Origin of the sequence: Parabacteroides sp. HGS0025, assembly GCF_000969845.1 — a bacterium.
GTDB lineage: Bacteria > Bacteroidota > Bacteroidia > Bacteroidales > Tannerellaceae > Parabacteroides > Parabacteroides gordonii.
This window is the reverse complement of record NZ_KQ033902.1, coordinates 2,001,677-2,017,154: the sequence shown is the minus strand read 5'-3', so window position 1 is coordinate 2,017,154 and position 15,478 is coordinate 2,001,677. Positions and strand designations below refer to the sequence as shown.

At 48.1% G+C, this 15,478-nt stretch carries 12 protein-coding genes; 1 reads left to right on the top strand and 11 read right to left on the bottom strand.

The window, feature by feature from the left end:
• Positions 1-6: 6 nt before the first annotated feature.
• From HMPREF1212_RS07750 to HMPREF1212_RS07730, 5 genes are all read right to left on the bottom strand, one after another.
• The gene (locus HMPREF1212_RS07750) at positions 7-2,340 is read right to left on the bottom strand and encodes an ABC transporter permease (protein WP_046148974.1); all 2,334 of its coding nucleotides are present in this window, start codon (positions 2,338-2,340) and stop codon (positions 7-9) included.
• A 137-nt stretch (positions 2,341-2,477) separates the two neighbouring features.
• Positions 2,478-3,158: an ABC transporter ATP-binding protein gene (locus tag HMPREF1212_RS07745; RefSeq protein WP_028727308.1), complete on the bottom strand. Its 681-nt coding sequence runs from the start codon at positions 3,156-3,158 to the stop codon at positions 2,478-2,480.
• Positions 3,159-3,394: 236 nt separating this feature from the next.
• Positions 3,395-3,877 (bottom strand): DUF5024 domain-containing protein, encoded by a 483-nt coding sequence (locus HMPREF1212_RS07740; RefSeq protein ID WP_028727307.1) that lies wholly within the window; start codon positions 3,875-3,877, stop codon positions 3,395-3,397.
• A 38-nt stretch (positions 3,878-3,915) separates the two neighbouring features.
• On the bottom strand, positions 3,916-4,497 hold the full coding sequence (locus HMPREF1212_RS07735) for a hypothetical protein (RefSeq protein WP_046148973.1): 582 nt from the start codon (positions 4,495-4,497) through the stop codon (positions 3,916-3,918).
• A 5-nt stretch (positions 4,498-4,502) separates the two neighbouring features.
• Positions 4,503-4,997 (bottom strand): RNA polymerase sigma factor, encoded by a 495-nt coding sequence (locus HMPREF1212_RS07730; protein WP_046148972.1) that lies wholly within the window; start codon positions 4,995-4,997, stop codon positions 4,503-4,505.
• 141 nt (positions 4,998-5,138) lie between these two features.
• On the opposite strand from HMPREF1212_RS07730, the gene HMPREF1212_RS07725 reads away from it, so the two are divergent.
• The gene (locus HMPREF1212_RS07725; protein WP_046148971.1) at positions 5,139-6,449 is read left to right on the top strand and encodes a zinc-dependent metalloproteinase lipoprotein; all 1,311 of its coding nucleotides are present in this window, start codon (positions 5,139-5,141) and stop codon (positions 6,447-6,449) included.
• A 68-nt stretch (positions 6,450-6,517) separates the two neighbouring features.
• Here the strand turns inward: HMPREF1212_RS07725 and HMPREF1212_RS07720 are convergent, their stop codons facing one another.
• The 6 genes from HMPREF1212_RS07720 to HMPREF1212_RS07700 form a co-directional block, all read right to left on the bottom strand.
• On the bottom strand, positions 6,518-7,336 hold the full coding sequence (locus HMPREF1212_RS07720; protein ID WP_046148970.1) for a DUF6261 family protein: 819 nt from the start codon (positions 7,334-7,336) through the stop codon (positions 6,518-6,520).
• Between the two features lie 316 nt (positions 7,337-7,652).
• On the bottom strand, positions 7,653-10,031 hold the full coding sequence (locus tag HMPREF1212_RS07715; protein WP_046148969.1) for an ABC transporter permease: 2,379 nt from the start codon (positions 10,029-10,031) through the stop codon (positions 7,653-7,655).
• A gap of 45 nt (positions 10,032-10,076) precedes the next feature.
• Positions 10,077-12,455 carry an FtsX-like permease family protein gene (locus tag HMPREF1212_RS07710; RefSeq protein ID WP_046148968.1) on the bottom strand — a complete coding sequence of 793 codons (2,379 nt, stop codon included), beginning with the start codon at positions 12,453-12,455 and terminating at the stop codon, positions 10,077-10,079.
• A 35-nt stretch (positions 12,456-12,490) separates the two neighbouring features.
• Positions 12,491-12,655, bottom strand: coding sequence for a hypothetical protein (locus tag HMPREF1212_RS26950; RefSeq protein WP_157316966.1), 165 nt, complete (start codon positions 12,653-12,655; stop codon positions 12,491-12,493).
• A gap of 100 nt (positions 12,656-12,755) precedes the next feature.
• A complete protein-coding gene (locus HMPREF1212_RS07705; RefSeq protein WP_028727300.1) occupies positions 12,756-14,006 on the bottom strand; it encodes an efflux RND transporter periplasmic adaptor subunit in 1,251 nt (416 codons plus the stop codon).
• Positions 14,007-14,056: 50 nt separating this feature from the next.
• Complete coding sequence (locus HMPREF1212_RS07700) at positions 14,057-15,415, bottom strand: TolC family protein (protein ID WP_028727299.1); 1,359 nt, start codon at positions 15,413-15,415, stop codon at positions 14,057-14,059.
• Between the last annotated feature and the right edge of the window lie 63 nt (positions 15,416-15,478).

Here is a 15,478-nt window from a genome sequence, read left to right as displayed (position 1 = left end):
ACTAGATTACTTGTTGGCAATACTATTCACCGGATTGCTATTAGCCGCTTGATGGCTCTGGAAAAAGACTGTCACGAACGATATGAACAGACAGAAAACTCCGGCTGTAACAAAGATCAGCGGGTTCAGGGATATCCGGTATGAATAATCGGACAACCATTGATTCATAAAATACCAGATAATAGGTGTTGCAATGACAAAAGCAATGCCGACATAGACCAGGAACGAACTGACCAGACGGTATAAAATGCTTTGGTTATCCGAACCGAATACCTTGCGGATAGCCACCTCCTGCGAACGTTGCTGGATAAAATAAGTAGACATAGCCAGCAATCCCAACATAGAGATCAGAATGGCAATACAGGCAAAGATGGAAACGATCTTGGTGGTACGCACTTCCGTTTCAAACGATTTCTGAACCTGCTCGTCCAGATAAGATGCACTAAAATCGAATCCGCCGGATATCTTCTTAAAGATCTCTTCTAATTTATTGTAAGCCGTATAAGGATCCCCTTCCACTTCTACCAATATCGACCAGGGGCCGAGCTTAGACCGATCGACAACGCTGACCATCGTCGGAGAAGTTTCATCGGTGATATTTCCTATGTGGAAATCACGCAGGATACCGGCTATCGGTATGGTATTGTCCCCCATTTTGAAACTTGGAGCATCCAAAGGCAATTCCATTTCACGCATAGCCTGCTCAGTCAAATACCTTCCCTCATCCGCCAATTTGTTATCACGCACGACTTCAAGCCCTAATATGTTGAATGCAATGCTATCCATTTGCATTTCACGGAAGAGCTGAAACTTACCCTCGTAACTGGACGAAATACCGTTACATCCGCTCAACGGCATCCCGTTAGTCAGTCCGATACGTTTAACGAACGACTGACGGGCAAACTCATCAATAGCCGCATCGCTGTTGGATCTGTTTCCAAAGTTATTGTTGATCTCCAGGATATGCTTCGTATTATATCCAAGCGGAGCATTAATCAGATGACGCGATTGCAGGATCATAACAATGGAAGCTGCGATCATGGCAATTGTGATCCCATTCTGGAAAGTAATGAATACTTTGCTGAACACCATCTTCGTCTGCCGACGGAACGTACCACGCACAATATCGATCGGCTTTACCGAAGAAATTAGTATGGCCGGTAGAAATCCGGCTATAATACCGGTCAACAGAATCAGTACGATTGCAGACACAAACCAAACCGGCGTGAAGGTTGTCCCCAAGTCGATCGGCATATTCGGTTGCAGGAGATTATTGACAAAAGGCACTACTGCATTCGCAAGCAACCATCCGACAACAAAAGAAAGTATTGTCAGCAGAGTTGATTCTTCCATCAGCCGGAAAAATAACTCCTTGCGCGACGAGCCGAGCAAGCGTCGGGTAGCCATCTCTTTCGCACGCTGTCCGGCCTGGGCTACCGTCAGGTTGATATAATTAAAAATGGCAAAGATCAGGATAAGGATGCCGACCGACAGCAATACGATCACGAAGCGTTTATTGCCACTCTTGAGCATACCGGACATGTTTATACCCGAGAAATATATTTCTTCAAGCGGTACAAGGCCGACTTCATGCTGCATTCCCTGTTTATAGATCCAGAATCTCTCTTTAAGGAAAGCGAGTATATCATCCGTCTTCTGGTTCAGGTCAGCTCCCCGGTTCACCATCAGGAAGGCGGTGGTCGAACCGGCATTCATCGGGTTGTCCATACGGATCGACCAGTTGTATTCGGTTGCCCGCTCCACCCGGAACACGATATCGGCATAAGGCAAGGTCGAGTTTTTGATATCTTCCATGATACCGCTGATCTGGTAAGAGATCGAGTCGCCGATTACAATACTTTCTCCCACCGGGTCGTTTGTGCCAAACAGTTTATTGGCAAAGGTGCGCGACAATACAACATTTCCTTTGTTTTCGAGCACCTTGTCAGGATCTCCATTCAATAGTTTGAAAGAAAAGAAACGGAAGAAACAGGAATCCACAAGCAATGGTTTTGCACTCAGCTTTCTCTCATTCCAGGTGATAATTTGCTGATCGATATTACTGGTGATCACCGGGCAAACCTTTTCGATCTCCGGGTAACGTTCTTTCAGGTAATAAGCAATAGGTAGTCCGGTGGAGAATCCATCATCCCTGGTCAGTGCATAAATACGATCGCCGTCGGTATGGAATTTATCGACAGACAATTCCTGAGAGGTGTAAACGGCGATCAGGATAACGAACATCAACGATACCGACAGTCCGAATACGTCGATGGCTGTGTATGCTTTATTTCTGCTTAAGAATTTCAGAAATGATTTTATGTTTAACAGGTTATTCATCTTTTAATCGAGTTTATTATTCTTTACTTGTGGCGAGAAAGATAACATATCCCGCCTTCACAGGTAGGATATGTTCATGTTTGTTCTTGACTTTTTAAATCTAGCTATATGTTTATGTGTCTGGAAAAATCTTTTGATCAGATAAATTCGCTTACCGATGAAACGATGCTACCGTCGAACAGGTTGATGATACGGTGGGCAAAGCTGGCATCATGTTTGGAGTGGGTTACCATGATAATGGTTGTTCCCTCTTTGTTTAGTTCGGTAAGCAACTGCATAACTTCGGCACCGTTCTTGGAGTCCAGGTTACCGGTCGGCTCATCGGCAAGGATGATCTTCGGGTTGGAAACGACGGCACGGGCAATGGCTACACGCTGCTGCTGACCTCCGGAGAGCTGTTGTGGGAAGTGAGCAGCACGGTGGCTGATGTTCATACGTTTCAGGATATCGTTCACCATTTGTTTGCGTTCGGAAGCTTTTACTTTCAGGTAAGTCAAAGGCAGTTCCACATTCTCGTAAACATTCAGTTCGTCGATCAAGTTGAAGCTCTGGAATACGAAACCGATATTACCTTTACGTACCTGTGTACGTTCTTTCTCTTTCAGGTGGCCCACTTCCTTATCAGCCAGGTAATAATCACCCGAAGTCGGGTTATCCAACAAGCCCAAAATATTTAATAATGTTGATTTACCGCAACCGGAAGGTCCCATGATGGCAACAAATTCTCCATCCTTCACTTCCAATGATACATTGTTCAATGCTATTGTTTCTACCTCTTCTGTACGGAAATGTTTACTTAATCCTTCAATTTTAATCATGGCTATTTGTTATTAAATTATACAATTCTATTTGTTTTAATACTTCTGTCTATATAAGGGCAAATAGTGTGCCAAAGTTGGTAATTAATTAGTTTACAAACAACTAGAATAATTACTATTTTGCCGATGTGTCAAAATATTAGACAGTGGTGTAAATTTATTAGACAGTAGGCAGGCCAAAACAAAAGCATCCGACCTTCCCAGGCCGGATACTTTCCAATATAGTTACATTTTAATCATTTGGTGTTCTGTATATCGAACACTCCGGTGTCTATGAAGTCTGTATCAAATTCGAAATTCCCGGCTTTTTTAGGATTATAATCGAACCGCTCGATCTTGCTGACCGTCACCTTGCCGGACTTGGAGACAGACAAGGAATAGGAAATATCCGTATTCCCGCTTCCAAACCGGTAGAATGAAGGCAACAGCTTCCCGCTCTTCTTGTCGTCGATGATCTTGTAGGCGGCATTCTTGTCCTTATCAAAGGCTGCCACAAATTCATCCAGCAGTTTCTGGTTGTTTGAGAAAGTAACCGTCTTGATGATCTTCTCCGTCTTTTTCGTCTCCCGGTTCTTGTTATAGATCACGTTCATATCGATCGTATCCATGTTCTCGCACTTCTTCATAAGAGCGTTCAGGGATTCCTGCGCCTTCAATCCTTCGGTCATACATCCTGCCAGGAGGATTACACACAATAAAATAGTCTTCTTCGCTTTCATAATGTTTATCTTTTGATGATTGATACTGTTCGTTCCTTTTATTCGTTATATAAGATCCATTTCATCTCCTGCCGGAAATACTTGTTCGGGTTTTCCTTCAGTATTTTTAGGTAAGGGTTGGTAGCATTTATTTCCCTGTCACGAAGTAGTTTTTCTTTCCGGTTAACCTGCCGGGCTATTTGTTCGGCCTCTTCCTGCTGAAGTTTTACTTCGCGGAGGCTGTATTCCAGTTCCGGCAGGATCTCCTTCATGTCGGTAATACGTACGCCGTTGCGTACAATGTAACTTCCTTCGTAGGGATTGAAGGAGGCCGGACGGTCGAAGCCCAGGGAATAGACCAGAAAGAACAAGAGGGAGACGGCGACACCGGTTCCAATCCATAACCAGAACTTGCCGGAGGATTTCAGGGAGATGCGTCCGGCTTCGGCAGGCTGTCCGCTGAATTCCTCTTTGATCCCTGTCTCAAAATAGGCGAATACGGACTGGTATGACCGGAGTGCTTCCGGGACGCTGGGGCTATTGAAGAATGCATACAATTCCTGCTCTTCCGCGTTGGAGGTCTGTCCGTCGAAGAAACGTTCCAACAAATCTTCTATATGTTTCTGTTTGTTTGTCTGCATAGCTGTTACATTTTAAAAAATAATTCTTTCACCCGTCTTCTGGCACGTGAGAGATTCATACGGACGGCTTCGGGAGTGCTGCCGGTCAGGGAAGCGATCTCCTCCACTTCGTATCCGTCGACATGCTTCATGCGGAGGATAATCTGCTGAAGGCCGGGCAAGCGGTCGATGATGCGCATCACCTGGTCGACATTGTCTTTCTGCTCCAGTTCGGTATAAGGGGTCGACCAGTTACCAGGGACGACAGACTCGGTGAGCTGTTCCCTCTGCCGCAGCTGGAACGATTTGAGCCGGTTCAGCGACAAATGCTTCGTCGTTTGCAGAGCCACAGCCTCCACGCTGTCATACCGGTCGAGTTCCCCCCGGATATACCAGAGTTTCAGAAAGACCTCCTGCACGACATCCTCCACCTCTTCCGGATCATCCAGCAAACGGCCGGCGCAACGGATCAGCTTTTGCCGCAGGGGTACTATTTCTATTTTAAACTGTTCTTGTTCCATTCTACTATAAAGACAACCGGACAGCGGAAACGTAACATTTTATATTGAATAAATATGCTATTCTTTTATTAAACCCGTTTATTAATCATATATTTTTACCTAAGTTTGCAACATTGTTTTAAATATAAAAACATTTCATCTATGAATATCAAATATTTGCTGTTAGTATCCATATGGATGCTGTTATTTGCCGGTTGTAAGGATTCCAACACCGAAGATAACTTAAAATTGGAATTATCGGAGTCATCTTTTGAGAATATCAGCAGCGAAGGAACGACGTTGACTGTGGAGATCAGCAGCAGTAATACCTGGACGGCGGAGACTTCTTCGACCTGGTGCAAACTCGTACCTGCCCAGGGGGCAAGCAATCAACCGATCAAGATAGTCGTAGATGCCAACTTAAATACAACCGTAAGAGACGCTTCAATCGTCATAGCTTCCTCCGGAATAAAAAAGACGATCACTGTCAACCAGCAGGCCGGCAGTACAAGCGCAGACGAATATCATTATGAACTCCCCGTCATCTTCCACGTGTTGTACAAAAGCTCCGGCGATCCGTTGCAATATGTCAGTCAAAACCGTTTGGCAGAAATACTAAACGCAGTCAACGACCTGTACAAAGACAGGAGCAATAGTATCGGTATGAACCTGACTTTTACGCTGGCGACTACGAATCCCGACGGGGAAACATTAACTTCTCCGGGAGTGGAATATATCAAATGGCCGGACAGCTACCCTATCGACTGCGACGCATTTATGTCCGACAATACCGGAAAAAACGTAAAATATCTTTGGGATCCTAACCAGTATATCAATGTGATGATTTATAACTTTGCATCGGACCCGGAAACAAATTCCGTCACTTTGGGTATTTCTCATTTGCCATTCACTACCACAGGCAACAATTCTCTGGAAGGGCTCAATGAAACCAAGTATTCTTACCTGGAACTAAAGAACCTCAATTTCCCCTATTGCTGTTCCATCAACAGCCTTTATATCGACCAGCAATCGACTTCTACCACCTACAATACGACCGATGTAACCGTGACCGTGGCTCACGAGCTAGGTCATTATTTAGGAGTGCACCACGTCTTTTCGGAAGATGAAAACGGCACCTATGACGGATGTACCGATTCCGATTATTGCAAGGATACGCCGACATACAATAAAGTGTATTACGACCAGTGGGTAGATATTCAACTGTCTTTGGGAGTACGTGACTTGCCTACCCTCGCTTTAAGGGAAAACTGCACGACCGGCCAGAAGTTCACGTCCCGTAACATCATGGATTACGCCTTCAGCTATTCCGACCAGTTCACACAAGACCAGCACGACCGCATCCGCCATGTATTGGCCTATAGCCCATTGATCCCCGGGCCGAAGAAAAACCAGACAAAAGCCGGAGCCGCCATCGACGGAGTACTGAAATTGCCTATACGTACTGTAAAATAGAGGAAAGAAGATTAGATAATAAAAAAAGATCCCTGCCCGAAAAGGACAGGGATCTTTTTTTATTAATTCTATTCGATCACCGGGCGGTCGTCTTCCGGTTTCTTGTTTTTGTTTGCCTTGGCGATACCGATACGCTGGTTGTAGCGGGCTTTGGTTTCGTCGATCAGGGCGTTGACGGAAGTGATGAAGGCGGCGGTTTCGGCCGTAGGATTGATCACATTTGTAGCAGTCGCCAATAAAGCCATATCGTCATAAAGAGGATCGAGACGCAGACGGACAGCCTTGCTATTCTCCACTGTTGCAACGGCACGGCCTTCGGTACGCTGGGCGGTCAGTTCGATGAAACGTTGGTTCGAAGCCTTCAGTTCGTCCAGCACGGTGGTGAGGCCGAGGGTGGCGACGTTCGTCTTATTCGGTTCTTTTTCCATATCGAGCAGCAGGCCGTTTATCTGCTGTGTTTCCTGTTGGTCGGCCAGTTTGTAGATACCCACATAAGGTTTCACCTGATTGTAAAGGCTTATGGCCGCATTTTTCTGGGCAGCGACCGGGCTTTTACGGGTTTGAGAGATAGTGGTAGTAAAATATACGATCAGGTCGTCGCGACGTTTGTCTTCTTCGGCCAACAGAGCAGTTTCATCGCTGGTACGCGATAGATTTACCAGGTCATCCAACAGGCCGAGGTCGGTATCGAAAGCCGTCACCATCTCATTGCTGAACCCCAGCGCACTGGAGCTTACCAACGAGTCTGCGCTTTCAATTACCGGGCGGTCATCTTCCCCACTCTCCTCTTTCCGGAAAAGAGCCCTGAAACGATTCAGATGGTTGGCATATTCCGAATTATTCAGATTGCCAAGGAAATACTCCTGAATCTTAGTTAATGTCCCCATAATTTTATTTTTAAAATGATTGCTTGTATAATACGGATGCAATGTAAGGATTAAGAATCAATCGGAGATACTTTTTTCATCTTTTTTTAGCAGTTGGAAGAGATTTATTATGCCGAAAGTAAAACTTCCGGGGAGATAAAAGCGATTGAAAATGGAATCCGTAAAACTTCCTGGGGTGTAAAAGCGATCGGAAACGGAATCTGTAAAACTTCTGACGGTGTAAAAGCGATTGGAAACGTAAAAAGTAAAACTTCCGGCATCCTGAAAGCGATTCAAGTTACCGGAAGTTTTACATATTGCATTTCCAACGTTTTCCCTAATCCGCCTTTATACTCTCCACCGGGTTTTCATTCGCCACATTCCATGCCCGTATCAACACGCAAGCGATGATAATGACGTAGACGAACAAGGCCGCCCCGATAAACATAAAGAGATTCAGATGGATGCGTTCGGCGAATTTCTCCAGCCAGCCCTCGGCGTTGATATAGGCGATGGCGGCACCGATCGCCAGGGCAGGAAGGGCGATGTAAGAGACGTCGCGCGAAAGCATACGGAGGATACTTTCGGCCGTAGCCCCGTTCACCTTGCGGATGGCTATTTCGCGGCCGCGGCGGTTTGTCTCGTCGGCCGTATATCCCAGCAGGCCGATCAGGGCAATCAGCAGAGTGACGATGCCGCTGATCATGATCGCGTCGCGGAAATCACGGTCGTCCTGGTACTGGCTGACTATATCCATTTTCAAAACGGAGGCTTCGACCCTTCGGCCGGGTATGGCTTCCGTCAAAACGCGGTTGACTTCCGAAAGCGTTTCTGACGACAGCGTGTTCATCTTTATCAGGATATTGACCGGAGGATTGTAGCAGTCGGGAGTGGCATAAAAAAAGACGGAGGCACGCATATCGGGGCCTTTCAACGAACCGATGCGGAAATCGTCGAACACGCCGGTGATGGTAAATACGCTCGAACTGTCGCTATGCTCACTGACGATAACACCTTTGCCAATGACACTTCCCGTCCAACCGGCCGTTTTCTCCATCAGTTCGGTGAAACGGCGGCTGACCATGATTTTATCGGCATTGGCCTCATTGGGACGGAAAGCCTCGCCTTCTACAACGGGTATCTCCATCAGGTCGAAATAGGAGTCGCCTACGAAATACATGTCGGCTATGTTGAACAAATCCCGGTCATCACCCGGAATGCTGATATTGTTGCCGGACGGACTATAAATAGGTAATGATGTGCAGCACGATACCAGATCCACCTGAGGCAAGCGGCGCAGTTCGGCCATAGCAAGCTCGCGCTGTTGTTGGCCGGCACCCCGCGTATCGCAATAGACCAGATTCTCGTAGGCGTAGCCCGTATCGCTCGCAATCATCGTGTCGTACTGGCGGCTGATGGTAATCAACAGGGCCACCAGATAGGCGGTGGCAACGAACTGCACGAACAGCAGGCAGAGTTTCCAGTAACGCTTCGATTCTTTCATACTTCGGAAGGCCGACGCCACCGGGATACGCATGAAAAGCCAGGTCGGCACAAGGCCCGTCACCGCAAATACCACCACGCAGATGGCCAGCAGGATCGACAGGGTAGGCAACGTGAAGAGGGCTGATAGCGAGGCTGACAATAATTCTTCTATCCTTCCTTTGAAAATGACAATCAGGAAGGCAGCCAGCAACAACGAAAGCAGCAGGTGCAGGAACGATTCGGAGAGGATCATACCGAAGATATTTTTTCCGGATGCACCGTAGCATTTATGTACGGCCACCTCCTTGGCGCGGCCGATCAGGGTGGAAATCACCACCAGGATATAATTCAATACGGCGATTGAAATCAGGATGATAGCCATGAAAAGGAGCATGTAATTCATGTCCTTCACATCTTTGCTGTTATTGTGGATGTCTTGCAACGGGAAGATGGAGTAAGAGAGGTCTACCCCGGCTTTTTTCAGGCCTTCCATATCCTGGTTGCGCTCCTGCATGCGGCGAATGGCGGGGGCCAGTCCGTTGGGATCGGTGCCGGGGAGCAGCTTCACGTAAGCGATATAACGGTCGTTCCCCACCCAGTTGGTCGTGCTTCGTTCCGACATGGCGGCCAGCGAAGCCACGGCATCATAGCGCAGGTGGCTATTTTCGGGGATATCCTCAAACACGCCGCCGATGATGAAGGGAGAGCCGTGGTTGGCGTCGCGCACGAAGGTCTTGCCTACCGCATCCCCCACGCCGCCCATCTTCTCGGCCAGCGAACGGGAGATCATCACGTAGCCGGGACGTGCCAGGGCTTCTTTCGGATTGCCTATCAGTATGGGACGGGGGAAGATGTCGAAAAAGCTGGTGTCGGCCAACAGGATCGTAGCCCTTAAATATTGCTCTTCGGGAGTCATGATCAGTTCGTTGTTCTCGCCGATACGGGTGTAGCGGGTGGCAAACTCCACACCGGGCACCTCGGCTTTCATACCGGGGGCGATGGCGCCGCTCACCTGTCCCCAGGAGTCTTTTTTGCCGTCTCTGTTCAGGTCTGACTTCACGAGATAAATCCGTTCGTTATCCGGATAGAAGTTATCGTACGAACGCTCGAAGCAGACTTTCGCTACCAACACTAGTCCCATCGCCAGTCCGACGGCCAGCGCAAGGATCTTGATCCCGTTACTCCTCCCCTTCTTAAAAAGGGAACGGAGTGCCATGTTGAAATTCTTCATATTTGTATTGCTTTTATTTTATTTCGTAATATATACATCCTTTTCCTATTCCGATTTCAGGCTCAGCACCGGATTGGCATTCGCCACCATCCAGGTACGGTAGACCACCGTCAGGAGGATAACCGCCAGCACGACCACGGAGCCGGCCAGGAACAGGCCGGCATTCATCGGGATCTTTTCCGAAAACTGCTGCAACCACTTTTCGCCGGCAAACCACGAAGCACCCGCACCGATCAGAATAGCTGGCAGTGCCATCCATACAATATCCGAGGAGATCAGACGGAGGATATCCCGTTCGGTGGCCCCGTTGATTTTGCGTACGGCAATTTCTTTCCCGCGGCGGTTCGTCTCGTCGTTGATGTAACCGATCAGACCGATCAGGGCGATGATCAGGGTGATGATGCCTCCGGCCATCACTGAGTCGCGGAAAATACGCGAGGTATCGTAGAGCTTCGCGAGGCTGAAACGGTAATCGACGAGGTTGATGTCGCGGTCGGGCAGGAATTCTTTTATTACATTATTTATATGGGCCAGATTCTCCGCATTCCTTTCACGGAATTTGACAACAAGGGTCTGCTCGGCCCGTTTACTGAAAAAGATGGCGGAGTTGACCATGCCTTCCTGGCCGATCTGTCCGATGCGTACGTCGTCGTAAACGCCGACAACGGTGAAGGGATCGTTCGTGCCATGCCCGCCGATATCGAGCCTCTTGCCTACCACACCGTCTTTCCATTCGAATACGTTGGCCAGTTCGGTAGCCATCTGGCGGCTCAGCATGACAAGTTGCATAGAGTCGGAATAGGATTCGTCGAAGGCTTGTCCCTCTATCACCTTCATCTCCAGCAGCGAGACGAAGTTGGCATTGGTGCCGTAAAGATCCTGGAAATGGGCTACGGCATCGTCCGTACCGGGACGGTAGACGATATCGCCCGAACCGGAAAAGGCCGGCAATTCGTAGCAGGTCGTAACGTCTTCCACTTCCCCCTGCTTGCGGATTTCATCCATCAGCGCTTTGCGTGAAGATTGGGAAACGCCTTCCAGGTTACAATAAGCCAACCGGTCATAAGAGTATCCGGGATTATCATTCACCATGAAACTATATTGCCCGCCAATGACGATGAGCAGGCATACGAGGAAACCTACCGCCACGAACTGGATAAACAGCAAGGCTTTCTTCCACGACCGCCGGGAGTTGGTGTACGAACGGAATACCAACGCAACGGGAATCTTGGCGAACAGTTGGGAAGGTAGCAGGCCGGCCACCAGAAACACCAGCACACAGACGCCCAACAGGATCATCAGCGTATCGGGCGTGAAAAGCGACGACAGCGAGGTGCCCAGCAGTTCTTCCACGATACGGCGGAAACCGAATACGAGGAGTGTGGAGAAGACAACGGATATCAATAGGTTGAGAAATGTCTCCGAGAAGATCATGTCGGTGATGTTCCAGCCCGTCGCGCCGTAGCATTTATGGATCGCCACATCCTTCGAGCGGGTCACCATCGAGGAGATGACCAGCAGCACATAGTTCATCAGGGCGGCAAAAAGGATGGCGAAAGCGATGGCTGTCAGCATCACGGCCATACGCTTGGTGGCCGGAGAGCTGGCATAAAGCTCGCCGAGCGGACGCAGGAAGATGCTATAACTCATGCCCTGCTCCTTCAGTTTCTTCGAATCGACGTGACGGTCGAGCATTTCGGCCATAGGTTGCAGCATATCGTCTGCCGACAGGCCGGGTTGCAGGAGGACGTAGGCGTTGTAGCTGTCGCCGCCCAGCCATTGGTCTTCCTTCGTCCAGCCGGCAATGGCCTTGAAGGAGGAAAGGGAGACCAGTATATCGTAATAAAGATGGGTATTCTTCGGAACATCCTTAAACACACCGCCGACCGTGATCTGGACGCCGGGAAAAGTCTCCACCTCAAAGGTTTTGCCGATCACGTCTGCTCCGTCGGGGTCTATTTTACCGGCCATTTCTTCCGAAACAAGGGCATAAAGGGGGCGCGACAGTGTCTCCCGGGCATCGCCGGCCAGCATTTCGCGGGGCAGAACGTCGTAGAAACAGGAGTCTGCCATAATGAAGGTGGCCTTATATTTCTTATCGCCGGATGTTTTCATGACCAGTTCGCCCATTCTATCACAACGGGTAGCGGCCTCCACACCGGGGATCTCGGCTTTCATACCGGGAGCTACTCCGCCACTGACGCAGGGGAAGCCGTCATGGCTCTTATCTCCGATGCTAAAGTTCTCCTGGATAGCAAAAACCCGGTCAGACTCGGGATAGAAATTATCGTACGACAACTCGAAACATACTTTGGCAATAAGTACCAACCCCATTGCCAGGCCTACGCCCAACGACAGTATCTTAATATCATTATGTCTGCCCTTTTTGAACAGGGTGCGGAAAGATATGTATAAATTCTTCATTATAATAGTGTGTTTTATATTCGGTTATTGCCAGTTTAGAATGTTTCTGCATCGTTGTCTTTGCCCTGAAAGGGCTGACTGTGAATAGCCCCCGGTGAAGCCGGGGGTTCACATTGACCACCACCCGGTGATCCCCGAAGGGGGTCAACCATATCGTATTGTTCGCCCCCTTCAGGGACGCACCATCCGGCGGGTATCATAATCCCCCGGCTTCACCGGGGGCTATTCACAATTAGTCCCTTCGGGACATACTACGACACTAAAAATATTCACCTTTTCCTATAATTGCCACATCATTGATCACTCCAATACCAGCACCTCATTATCCTTGTAGCTTTCGTAGCTCGATACGATTACCTTCTCGCCTGCTTCCAGACCTTCGATCACTTCATAATACTGCGGGTTCTGGCGGCCGATCTTGATCTTGCGGCGATAAGCTTTCTTACCGTCCTTATCGAGTACGAAGATCCAGCTACCACCTGTGCTCTGGAAGAAGGTTCCGCGCGGGATGATGATGCTTTCGGTCGGCTGACCCAGTTCGAGATTGATATAATAAGTCTGTCCGCTGCGGATATTGTCAGGACGTTCGCCGGTAAACACAAAGTCCGTGCGGAACTTTCCGTCGCGTACTTCCGGATACACCTTGCGTACGGCCAGTGCGAAACTGGTTCCCTGACGGTCGAAGGCGGCACTCAATCCCGGCTTGACACGGTCGATATAATGTTCGTCGATCATGGCCTCCACCTTATAATCGGAAAGGTCGTTGATCTGTCCGATCTTCATACCGGCAGTCACGTTCTGTCCCAGCACGACATCGAGTAGACCCAGTTCTCCGTTAATCTGTGAGCGGACATTCAGGTGTTCCTTCCGTTCATGAACCAACTGGATGTTACGGCGCATGTTAGCCAAACTGGTTTCCATCTCTTCCATCTGGATGGTACGGGAAATCGAGTCCTGATATAAACGCTGCACAACGAGGTCATATTTCTTTGTCGCCAGTTCATAGTCTTCTTTCGCTTTCAGGTAATCTTCCTTGGCGATCAGGCTTTCTTCATACAATTTCTGCTGTTGGTGATAAGCACGGCGGGCACGGTTCATATCCACGTCCAGCTGGGCTTTTTCCAGTTGGTTGCTTAACTTGTCCTGTTCCATCGCTACCTGGGTATTACGCAGGAAGTTCTGTTTTTCTGCCAACTGTGCTTCCGCATCCAGGATCTGAAGGTCGAGGCTGGAGTTGGAGAGACGTACAATTACATCGCCTTTCTTCACCTGGGCTCCTTCTTCCACTACTTTCTCCTGTACGATACCGCCTTCTTCCGGGCTTAACTGCACGACGGTGATTGGCTGTACCTGTCCGTCCACACGAACGAAATCATTGAACTGTTCACGTACCGCATTGCCGATGCTGATGCCGCGCGCATCTACTTTCAGAGTCGATGCATGATCGCCGAAGATGATCCAGCCTACCAATACAAGGAATAAAACGCCACCTGCTACATAAGGTAAATGTTTCTTCTGAATGCCTCTTTTCTTTTCTAATTGAATATCCATGATTGTATGTTTTTATTTCTTTATTATCAGTATAATTATGTGCTTTGTTCTTAGTTTACACCTTCGATTAAAGGTTTGCCTTTATAGTAATCGACGAGCTTACACTTCATCAGATACATCAGTTTCCGTTGCAGCAGGTCGGCTTTCGACAATAATAATGTATTGGCACTGGTTTGCAGGTCGATCGGGCTCATCAGGCCTTCTTCAAACTTACGGAAAGTAACCTGGTAAGCAATTTCATCGGCTTCTGCTTTCTTTTGCATCTGGATCGTTTCCTTTGCATAGCCCTCACGATCGAGAACAGCCTGTTCGATAGCTGTCTGCAACTGGCGAAGCACTTCCGTCTCCTGTTCCTGGGCGATACGCATATTATTGCGTGCTTTGCGCAGGTTGGTCAGACGACTCAGTCCGTCGAAGAGCGGGAAGCTCAGGTTGAAAGCTATGTATTCGCCACGGTTATTCTTAAATTGGCTACCGAAAGGAGTAACAGGTTCATAATCACTGGCTGTTTTATCGGCTTTTAAATCCTCAAAATAGTTAGTCGAAACACCGGCTGTAAAAGAAATACTCGGCAGCAGACGACCTTTATATACCAAATACTGCATCTTGGATGCTTTCAGTTGCAGTTTAGCTTGCATGGCTGTCGGGTTATTTTCAGAAGCATAGTCATAAATCTCATCGATAGATTCCATCATGGAGGCATACGACTGGTCGAGCAACAAAGTATCGACATCCAGCTCCATATCGGAAGGGAAATTCATATTCTGCTTCAAAGTAAGCACAGCGGCATCATATAAATTCTGCTGATGAGTCAGGTTATAGTCATTGGCAGCAACCTGGGCTTCGATCTGGGCTACGTCTGCTTTACCCTTCAATCCCAATTCTTCCTGCCGTTTGGTTCTATACAGGATACGACTGTTTTCTTCCAACTGTTCGGCGGCCAGCTTTACTGTCCCCCGATAGTAGACCACATTCATAAATGCCTCCATCGTATTGATGGCCAAATCGTCCTTTTCTTTCTGGATATCGTTCATTCCCAATTGACGGTTAGCCTTTGCCATACGCCACTGATTGATTAACTGTCCCCCGTTAAAAATAGGAATAGAAACATTCAGACCATAAGAGTTATTAAAAGTCGACGTATTCTTATAGGTATTATCCTTCGGGTTGATAGAACGCCCGTAACTATACTGCGCTCCTACACTTGCACTCATAGAGGGGAAAAAGGATGCCACCGCCGAATTAAGATCCGCTTTATAGGAGTCGCTCGTATAAGCTTGTTTCTTCACTTTAGGGCTATTCTCAACGGCGTAATGCATACATTCATCCATTGTCCAGAGCTTTTCCTGGGCCATAGCAACTGTTGCCAGGCTGAACGAAAGAACTGATGTCAATATTATCTGTTTCATTTTTGTGTTATTTTCTGCCATAGAAAAGGCAAAGAGCGTGCCAAACTACATAAAACATTACTT

Bases quoted from the DNA above. Each gene is read 5' to 3' on its own strand.
- HMPREF1212_RS07735 (WP_046148973.1), bottom strand. From the start codon at position 4,497: ATGCAGACAAACAAACAGAAACATATAGAAGATTTGTTGGAACGTTTC.
- HMPREF1212_RS07745 (WP_028727308.1), bottom strand. From the start codon at position 3,158: ATGATTAAAATTGAAGGATTAAGTAAACATTTCCGTACAGAAGAGGTA.
- HMPREF1212_RS07710 (WP_046148968.1), bottom strand. From the start codon at position 12,455: ATGAAGAATTTATACATATCTTTCCGCACCCTGTTCAAAAAGGGCAGA.
- HMPREF1212_RS07750 (WP_046148974.1), bottom strand. From the start codon at position 2,340: ATGAATAACCTGTTAAACATAAAATCATTTCTGAAATTCTTAAGCAGA.
- HMPREF1212_RS07725 (WP_046148971.1), top strand. From the start codon at position 5,139: ATGAATATCAAATATTTGCTGTTAGTATCCATATGGATGCTGTTATTT.
- HMPREF1212_RS07700 (WP_028727299.1), bottom strand. From the start codon at position 15,415: ATGAAACAGATAATATTGACATCAGTTCTTTCGTTCAGCCTGGCAACA.
- HMPREF1212_RS07730 (WP_046148972.1), bottom strand. From the start codon at position 4,997: ATGGAACAAGAACAGTTTAAAATAGAAATAGTACCCCTGCGGCAAAAG.
- HMPREF1212_RS07720 (WP_046148970.1), bottom strand. From the start codon at position 7,336: ATGGGGACATTAACTAAGATTCAGGAGTATTTCCTTGGCAATCTGAAT.
- HMPREF1212_RS07715 (WP_046148969.1), bottom strand. From the start codon at position 10,031: ATGAAGAATTTCAACATGGCACTCCGTTCCCTTTTTAAGAAGGGGAGG.
- HMPREF1212_RS07740 (WP_028727307.1), bottom strand. From the start codon at position 3,877: ATGAAAGCGAAGAAGACTATTTTATTGTGTGTAATCCTCCTGGCAGGA.
- HMPREF1212_RS07705 (WP_028727300.1), bottom strand. From the start codon at position 14,006: ATGGATATTCAATTAGAAAAGAAAAGAGGCATTCAGAAGAAACATTTA.
- HMPREF1212_RS26950 (WP_157316966.1), bottom strand. From the start codon at position 12,655: ATGATACCCGCCGGATGGTGCGTCCCTGAAGGGGGCGAACAATACGAT.